This window comes from Marinobacter sp., from assembly GCF_035268745.1.
In the GTDB taxonomy this organism is placed as follows: domain Bacteria; phylum Pseudomonadota; class Gammaproteobacteria; order Pseudomonadales; family Oleiphilaceae; genus Marinobacter.
In genome coordinates this window covers 1-8636 of the sequence record NZ_DATFKH010000008.1, presented here as the reverse complement: position 1 = coordinate 8636, position 8636 = coordinate 1, and the positions used below count along the sequence as shown (strand labels likewise).

Genomic DNA, 8636 nt, shown 5'->3' with positions numbered 1-8636 from the left:
GGAAGCAGGAAGAGTCATCATGAGCGGGGAGCCGCGACTTGTTTTGATCACCCCGACCTGGGCCGGTGATGTCGAGCATTTCCGGGTGATGCGATCTTCCCTGGAGCATTCCCCCCTGGCCCGGTTTCAGCATTATGTGGTAGTTCAGGATGAAGATCTGTCGCTTTTCGAGGAATTCCGGGACTTGCCCGGGCTGACGTTGCTTTCCACCAGGGATGTGTTGCCTGCCCTGGTTGAACGCCGCCGAAAGCGGGCACGCAGTATTGCTGACCGTCTCGGCCGCGACCTTACCAGGATATGCGGAAGCATCAGAAGGGTTTTTGGCTGGCCGTTATGGCCGTCCTACACCGGCTGGCATACCCAGCAGCTGTGCAAACTGAAGTTGGCCAGTGAGATTGATTGCGATACTGCTGTGGTACTGGACTCAGATCTGGTTATTACACCATCGGCCGCTGCGGAGGATTTCCACAGCGCTGCCGGGGTCGTGTGTTTTGCCGAATGGTGCAGTCGCTCCGAGCTGAGTGGCAAGGTCAGGAACTGGGTGCTGGAGACCGAAAGACTGGTGGGAGCAGAGCGTGAGACGGATCCGGTCAACGTCTATTTTGATACGCCGTTCGTGTTTGACAGAACACTGCTGTGTGCGGCGCTTACCGGGCTCGAATCGAAAACCGGGAAGCCCTGGTGGTTTGCCTTGCTGGATCTGCCACCGCGCCGGTGGTCAGAGTTCGGATTTTACAAGGCGTTTCTTGTGCACAGAACACCTGGGGACACCATCGACTGGCGGGAACCCTCATTTTTCCGGTATGTTTACGATACCAGTGATCCCGGGGCAGTGGTCGATACCGTAGGCAAGATGATCACGGCTCCTGATATTCATTACGTGACCATCCATTCCCAGGCCAGTGGCCGGGAAAACTGGGATCCGCAGGCTTACCTGAAACCACTTCTGTCGCTCTTGAACCGGGGTAGCTGAGAACCGTGCAGTCACCCATGAAGTTGGCCATGGCCAATGTGTCAGATCTCAGACGACTGGGCGCGCAGGGCTGGCTGCCTCTGTTGTTTGCCGCCTGGCTGCTGCTTGCGGTGCTTACTCCGGAAGAGGTGTATCGAACTTTTTTTCACGCCCTGATCTACCCTTTGACTCTCTACCTGCTTGTTCGCAAGGACAGCATGGCAGTCTGGCAGGATCCCTTTATCAGGTTGTTTCTGCTGTTCTGCGGCTATATGGCAGTAACCACCTGGCTCGTAGGTAGTGACCCCGCTGACGATGATGCACAGGCCATGCGCTGGGCCTTTGAAGCCGCGCTCGGAATCCTGGGCTATTTCCTGTGGATGCGTGCTGTCGTTTCCCGGCCTGGGTTCTGGGCCAGGTGGTTCCTGGTTGTGGCTCTGGCCGGTGCTCTCTCCGGGCTGTTATTTTCTCTGCAGGAGGCGTTCCAGGGTGGCAGAATCCAGGGTTTCGGGGTGATGGGGCATCCAATTCAGGGGGCGTCCATAGCGACGGTTTTCCTCGCTACCGGTCTGTTCCTGACTTTTCGTGAGGATAGTTCTGCAAGCCGGTCTGACATTCTTCTTGCGATGGTGTCGGTTGTGTCTGTCTGCGCGTTTGTCACTCTGAGCCAGAGTCGTGCGCCGCTGATTGCCCTGCTGCTTTATCTCTTTTTCCTTGCCGGTTTTCTGGGCTACCGGTATCGTCGGCCGGCAACGATTTTCGCATTGCTTCTGGTTACCGCGTGCGTGGTGATTCTGCTGCAATGGTTCATCGGCCTGGGTGTACTGTCTGATCAGTTGATATCAAGGGGCGGGTCCTACCGGTTTGAGATCTGGGCGGCTTATCTGACCTATCCTCCTGAGTCTGTTCTACTGGGGAATGGTGCGGGCCTTGATTTTGGACTTACCGATGCGGCGAAGCTGCATCTGGAGCCCATGGGCCTCGATATTGCCCACCCTCATAACATCTGGCTGGGTGCTTTCGTGGAAAACGGTCTGATTGGCGTTCTGATGCAGGCCGGGCTGGTGATGCTTCCTGCGATAGCCGTTTCCAGAAGCCGCCTGGCGCTGAGAACCAGGCTACACTTGCTGGCCATTCTGGTATTGTTTCTGTTGCTTACTTTTACGGACGAATACACCCTTGTGACTTCGGTTCATCCCATCTGGTTCGTCGGCTGGATTCCGCTTGTTTTTGTCTGGGTCTGGTCCCGTTACCGAACAGACGAGAATGGTTCAGCAATCGGCGACAGCGTGACCGTGGGGGAAAGGTAACCATGGATGCTTTGACAGTCTGCGTATTTTCCTTTAATCGGGGCCGGTTTCTCCGCAATTGTGTGGACTCGATCCGCCGCTGCATTCCCGCTGCCGAGATCGTGATTTTTGATGACAACAGTGACGATCCGGAAACCTGCGAATATCTGGGGCAGGCGGCAGAATTCTGTCGGATTGTCGCGCCCCGGGAGGTCGGTACCATCAAGCATGGCGGCCTTTACCACAACATGAACGCGGCGCTCGACCTGTTCCGCGACCGACGTCTGATCTGTTTTTTGCAGGATGATACCCAGGTAGTCAGACCTGTCTCGTCAGCGGAGCTTGAAGCGATTAACACGCTGTTTGCCAGTAACCCGACACTTGGCTTTATTCACCCCTGCTTTATCCGGGGTATCGATCTCAGGAAGCGTCCGGTAACTCCAGTGCCGGGTCCGGCCCCGGGGTTCTTCTATCGCCAGGATACCGGGCAAAGTGCGGGTATTCATTATTCGGATCTGGTGGTTTTCAGACCTGACCGACTGGTGGCCGCAGGGTGGTGCTTTCATCAGTCCGAGCCGGCCAATGACAAGCAGGCCAGGGACCTGTTTGGCATGATGGCGTATATGTGGCTGCCCTTTGCCATGTGGCTGCCGGAAGTGCCTGCCTATCGGGGTAAAAAGAAAACCCTGGGCCTGAGGATGGCGGAAAGGAAAAAGCGGGTTGGCTTTTACCCTTTCAGGCTGTTGTCAGAGGAGGAGGTTGACCGTTTGCAGGGGCAGCAATCGCCTCCGTTACCTGTTGCCGAGGATTTCCTCGAATGTACGCCGGGTTCGCCGCCAAGGCCGTGGACCTATAACCCGTTAACGGGCCTGAGGCTCCAGAAAAACCTGAACAGTCTCGAGGTTGCCTTCCGCCGCTGGTTAAAGCTTTGAAATCGCCTTATGTTTTCTGAACTGGACATCTGAAATGACAGAGCAACCGGACATCATAGTAATCAGTCTGAAAAGAGCGACCGAAAGAAGGCAGTCGATCGAGACTCAGTTTGCCGAACTGAACCTGTCCTTCAGCTTTTTCGACGCCGTTGACGGCAAGCTCGGGCATGAGCTTTTTTCCCACTATGACGGTGAGAAAGCAAAACGGATTGGTGAAATTCCGCTGACTCCCGGGCATCTCGGGTGCTACGCAAGCCATTTTCTTGTCTGGCAACACTGTTCGGATTCAGGCAGGCCAATGATCGTTCTGGAAGATGACGCCATGGTTTTTCCCGAGCCATTTTCAGGATTCGTGCGCCAGGCTCTGAATCTGCCACCCGAACTCGAGTGCGTGAGGCTTTTTGCCAGCAAATCCCGGAACCGGGAGAATATCGTGGTTTTCGAGAAGGATGGGCTGTCAATCGCAAAATTTCTGCGCGGGCATAAGAGTGCGACCGGTTATTATCTCACCCCCGCCGCAGCGAGGAAGTTTCTGAAGTATGGTGAGCGGTGGGCGGAACCTGTCGATATTGAAATGGATCAGTTCTGGGCCAACGGGGTCGAGTGCTACGGCGTTCTGGACCCCTGCCTGACCCATAACCCCGACTTTCAGTCAGCCATTGATTCGGGAATCGACACTGCAAAGGCCAGAAGAGGGCTGATGCGGCTGCGCTGGCGGTGGTATCTGTTGAAAGGCAAGGTGGCAAGGGAAGTCCATAACATCAGGTTCAGAATCAGGATAAAACAATCGGTTCATGCGTGAGACAGAGCTCTGGTCCCGACTGAGTATCTATACCCCGGAAATATTGCCCTGTGTGGCTTGTGGAGCTTATTTTGAGCAAAGGCAGAGAATGGTTAAACCGCAGGTTGTCGTCCCGCGGTTACCGGGTCGTAAGAACATTTAACCCTAATTTCTTTGAAACCATCCTGATGAGGTTCCTGGAGCGTCACGGCCGGAAACTCGAGTTTATCCAGATTGGCGCTAACGATGGGCGAAGATTCGACCCGCTTCACGAATTTGCGGTATCTCCGAATTTTGAGCTTTCAGGCCTGGCTGTGGAACCGGTACCGCGTTTCTTCAAGGCTTTGCAGAGGGTTTATCGTAATCAGCCGAATATAAAACCGGTCAATGCCGCCATTCACAACGAAGTGAAGGAGGCCACTCTCTATGTGGTTGGGGAGGCATACGAGTCCAGGGTCCCGGAGTGGGCGCTGGGGACTGCCTCGTTCAACAAAAACCACGTAATCAAACCACAGGTGCCCGAGTCCTACGTCGAAGCTATCCAGGTTCCCTGCATGCCGCTGGGCGAGCTTATGCGCCAGGAGGGTATTGCGCAGATTGATCTTTTGCAGATTGATACCGAAGGCTATGACGGTGAAATCATTCGAAGCATCGACTTTGAGACGGTTCGACCGGCAATGATTCATTTTGAGCATGGTATGGCCGACGGGGTGATGAGCCGTGCCGAATTCGACGATCTGATATCACTGTTCAATAAACACGGCTACCAAGTGCTGCCCGAAAACTACGACGCCGTGGCGTTTCTGCCCCATGAGATTGGATGATCGGGCTGAGGCTACTCAGGCGTTTTCGGGGCGCTGATCCGCTTCAGAAATGCCTCAAACCTGGCAAGCTTGCGCAGAATGCGGTAACGCCTGAGCGGGTCGTATATCCAGGGTGACTTGAGTCCCGGAACGGTTACCTCAAGATAGTCCTCGGCAATAGGAACCTGGTTGGTGGGGCGGGATCGAAGCTTTTCGACCGTTTCGTCGGCCATGATTGCGAAAGGGTAGAAGCCGGCCCTGTTGACGATTTCGGCCAGCCTGAAGGTGAAGCTCTTGTTTTTGTTGCGATAGGCGGGCGGGTTTGGCAGCCACATGGCAAAGGGTGCATACAGGTAGCCCATCTCGAGAAAACTGGCTTTCGCCTGTTGCTCGTTGTCGAATTCCCCGGGTACAAATTTCCAGTCGACCGCTCTGAGACGATCGCTGCGAGTCACCGAAATATCCGAGTAGTAAACGCCCGCCACCTGTTTGCGGCTACGGTGTTCGCATACGTATACACCTCTGTCCTCATGGTAGACAAAGCGGTCCAGCGTGCGCTGCCGGGTTATCCGTTTCTGGAAAACCGGAGCGAGAAATCCGGCATTCGGGAACTTTTCGAAATAACCCTCGATGAACCGGATGTCCTGGTCATCAATCCTGCGGACCAGTTGGGTATCGTCCTGTAAAAAGCAGATAAGGCTGCTGTCCTCAACAGACTCGATGGCTCTCTGCATGTTGGTGTAAAGCGCGCCGTGCTGGTCGCCGGAGGCTTTGTCATCCCGTGTTCTGACCTCATGCCGTTTCCCGATGTCACTGAGAATCTGCCGGGTTTCCGGATCGTTGCTGGCATCGTCGTAGACCACGATCCGGTGACCGGCAGCACAGGTTTCAATGGACTCGATGCAGTTCTTCAGATGCGGGCCGCGGTTGTAGGAAAACACGAAAAAAATCAATGGGTGTCTCCGGTCGATTGGGGCTGCAGGTGCTGTTCAATGCCGTGGTGGGTGCGGGTAATGCGTTCTTTATCGGACTTTATCCGATGTTGTTTGTTGGCCCTGACGGTTTCCGGGTCTACGTAACCGCGACCGTGATCCAGGTGCACCACAATGGCATTGTAGCGGACGTGTTTCGGTTTGACGCCCAGATTGGCAAGGCGCACGCCGAACTCCCGGTCCTCGCCACCATAGGCCATGGTTTCGTCAAACCCGTTTACGGCCCGGACATCCTTTTTCCACGCCGAGCCGTTGGAGCCCTTGAACCGACACTTTGTCGGAGTCAGCGCGTTGAATAACCGGGCCTGCCAGCGATTGGCCGTCAGCTTGCTGTTCTTGTAGGTGGACTTCAGGCCATGGGCCTTGAGCCAGTCCAGCCGGAAACAGCGTCCGGAAATAATGTCGTCTTTTCCGATAGCCTTGCTGGCTGCCATGGGAAGCTTATGATATCCGCCTGACAGGAAACGCCCGGGCTCTGCTTCGGTAGCGTGGACCTCAAGGAAATCGCGGCGGGGGATACAGTCGCCGTCGGTAAATACGAGGTAGTCTGTTGCTGACTCCAGAACCGCCAGATTGAGGATCCGGCATTTCCGGAAGCCTTTGTCTTCCTGCCAGATGTGTCTGATGGTCAGGCCGGTCTGCTGCCGCATCCGGTCAATCAGCTGGCGGGTTTCTGCCCCGGAGCCGTCATCGGCAATGATGATCTCGAAGTCGTTGTGGCTTTGTACGCTATAGCCCCACAGTACTTTCTCAAGCCACTCTGGCGAGTTGTAGGTACTTATGATGACGGAGAGCTTCATGGTTTCAGGCCTGAAATCGAGAGTGTACATTCGATCTGCCACTGCGGCAGGCCGGTATTATAGCCGGAGCATGCTACTGTAATGAAGCAGAGCGAACTGGTTGCTTCTTTGCGGGAACATGTCATGAGCCTTCCATTATCCGTCTATTACATAACCCTTAACGAGGAACTTCGGCTGCCAGAATCACTGGCAAAGGTTGTCGGCTGGGTTGATGAAATCGTCGTGGTCGATTCCGGCAGCAGTGACCGAACCCGGGAAATTGCCGAAGCGGCAGGTGCACGGTTTGTTCACAACGACTGGCAGGGTTTTGCCTGGCAAAAGTCCCATGCGGAATCGCTGTGCAAAAATGACTGGGTCCTGAATCTTGATGCCGATGAAGTGCTCTCTGATGAGGCGGTCGCGTCGCTGAAAAAAACTTTTTCCTCTGCCATTGCTGAGCAGACTGCCGGATTCAGCTTCAGGTGGGTGATTCATCCGCCGGTTTCCGGTCATCCCTTCCGTCACGACAAGCATCACTTTTTATTGCGCTGCTACCATCGAAAGCGGGCTGGATTCACCGCTGAAGAACACAGTATTCACGACAGGCCGGAATCCTACGGTGGGAAAATCATTCGCCTGAAGGGTGATGTGTATCATATGACACTGCTATCTCTGGAGCAGCTGGAGCGAAAGTACAGCAAAATGTCATCCGATCAGGCCTTGCATCTGGTCGCAAAAGGCCGGCAAATTTCCAACTTGCGGCTTTTCTCCGAATTTCCATTGAAATTCCTGCGCTATTACCTGCTGCACCGGCAGATACTGAACGGCTGGTTCGGTCTGAGCGTGGCGATCACGGCGGCTAACCGTAATTTCATGCGGCTGGCCAAAGCGAAGGAGTTGCAGATGCTGGCGGCTCTGGATCAGGAGCGGGATAAAACTCATGCTTCAGAGTAGTGATTTCCCCCTAAACCATTGGTCTTAGTCGCGATACCCTTTCTCGATAAATTTTTCCGTTTACTGCTATAATCCCGCCATGCTTTATGGAGCCCGGCTCTCTGTCCAGGCGCTCAACTTCAACAACTCAAAGGGGAAAGTCCATGAAACAACCCGTACGCGTAGCGGTTACCGGTGCCGCAGGTCAGATCAGCTATTCGCTCCTGATCCGCATCGCTTCCGGCCAGATGCTGGGCAATGACCAGCCCGTCATCCTGCAGTTGCTGGAAATCACGCCGGCCCTGAACGCCCTCAAGGGTGTCGCCATGGAACTCGAAGATTGCGCCTTTCCCCTGTTGCAGGACATCGTCCAGACCGATGATGCCAATGTCGCCTTCAAGGACGCCGACTATGCCCTGCTGGTCGGCGCTCGCCCCCGCGGTCCCGGCATGGAGCGCAAGGACCTGCTGGAAGCCAACGCCGCCATCTTCTCGGTCCAGGGCAAAGCCCTGAACGATCACGCCAGCCGCGACGTAAAGGTGCTGGTGGTGGGCAATCCCGCCAACACCAACGCCCTGATCGCCCAGAAGAACGCCCCCGACCTGAACCCCGGCCAATTCACCGCCATGACCCGCCTGGACCACAACCGGGCAATGGCGCAGTTGGCGGGCAAAACCGGCACCCATACCACCGACGTCAAGAAGGTCACCATCTGGGGCAACCACTCCGCTACCCAGTACCCCGACATCAGCACCACCACCATCGCTGGCAAGCCTGCGACCGAGCTGGTTGACGACAACTGGTACAAGAGCGAGTTCATTCCCTGCGTTCAGCAGCGCGGCGCCGCCATCATCGCCGCCCGCGGCTCCTCTTCCGCCGCCTCCGCCGCCAACGCTGCCGTTGAGCACATGCGCGACTGGGCTCTGGGCACCCCCGACGGCGACTGGGTCAGCATGGCCATTCCCAGCGACGGCAGCTATGACATCTCCGAAGGTCTGATCTACTCCTTCCCGGTCACCTGCAAAAACGGTCAGTATGAGATCGTTCAGGGAGTCGAAATCAGCGAATTCAGCCGTGAGAAAATGGATGCCACCGAGCAGGAACTCAGAGAAGAGCGCGACGGCGTCAAGCACCTCTTCCCCTGATCCCCGCCTGAATAAAAACCGCGGCCCCGC

At 55.7% G+C, this 8636-nt stretch carries 9 protein-coding genes; 7 read left to right on the top strand and 2 right to left on the bottom strand.

The genetic code is table 11. The annotated features are described in order from the left end of the window. The 5 genes from VJ956_RS00675 to VJ956_RS00655 form a co-directional block, all read left to right on the top strand. Nucleotides 1-973 (top strand): DUF6492 family protein (locus VJ956_RS00675; protein ID WP_324080552.1); only part of this gene is annotated, 973 nt, incomplete at its 5' end. Between the two features lie 17 nt (nt 974-990). Then, nucleotides 991-2262, top strand: coding sequence for an O-antigen ligase family protein (locus tag VJ956_RS00670; RefSeq protein WP_324080550.1), 1272 nt, complete (start codon nt 991-993; stop codon nt 2260-2262). Nucleotides 2263-2264: 2 nt separating this feature from the next. Continuing rightward, complete coding sequence (locus VJ956_RS00665) at nt 2265-3173, top strand: glycosyltransferase family A protein (RefSeq protein WP_324080549.1); 909 nt, start codon at nt 2265-2267, stop codon at nt 3171-3173. 34 nt (nt 3174-3207) lie between these two features. Continuing rightward, the gene (locus tag VJ956_RS00660; protein WP_324080547.1) at nt 3208-3975 is read left to right on the top strand and encodes a glycosyltransferase family 25 protein; all 768 of its coding nucleotides are present in this window, start codon (nt 3208-3210) and stop codon (nt 3973-3975) included. Between the two features lie 71 nt (nt 3976-4046). Further along, entirely contained in the window at nt 4047-4778 is a 732-nt protein-coding gene (locus tag VJ956_RS00655; RefSeq protein WP_324080545.1) for an FkbM family methyltransferase, read from the top strand. Nucleotides 4779-4789: 11 nt separating this feature from the next. Here the strand turns inward: VJ956_RS00655 and VJ956_RS00650 are convergent, their stop codons facing one another. Further along, a complete protein-coding gene (locus VJ956_RS00650; protein WP_324080543.1) occupies nt 4790-5710 on the bottom strand; it encodes a glycosyltransferase family 2 protein in 921 nt (306 codons plus the stop codon). Beyond that, nucleotides 5707-6591: a glycosyltransferase family 2 protein gene (locus VJ956_RS00645; RefSeq protein ID WP_324080542.1), complete on the bottom strand. Its 885-nt coding sequence runs from the start codon at nt 6589-6591 to the stop codon at nt 5707-5709. Before VJ956_RS00645 ends, VJ956_RS00650 begins: the two co-directional genes overlap by 4 nt. A gap of 39 nt (nt 6592-6630) precedes the next feature. Here VJ956_RS00645 and VJ956_RS00640 point away from each other — a divergent pair, with 39 nt between their 5' ends. After that, nucleotides 6631-7482, top strand: a complete 852-nt coding sequence (locus VJ956_RS00640; RefSeq protein ID WP_324080540.1) for a glycosyltransferase family 2 protein — start codon at nt 6631-6633, stop codon at nt 7480-7482. Nucleotides 7483-7625: 143 nt separating this feature from the next. Next, on the top strand, nt 7626-8606 hold the full coding sequence (locus VJ956_RS00635; RefSeq protein ID WP_324080539.1) for a malate dehydrogenase: 981 nt from the start codon (nt 7626-7628) through the stop codon (nt 8604-8606). Nucleotides 8607-8636: the final 30 nt, after the last annotated feature.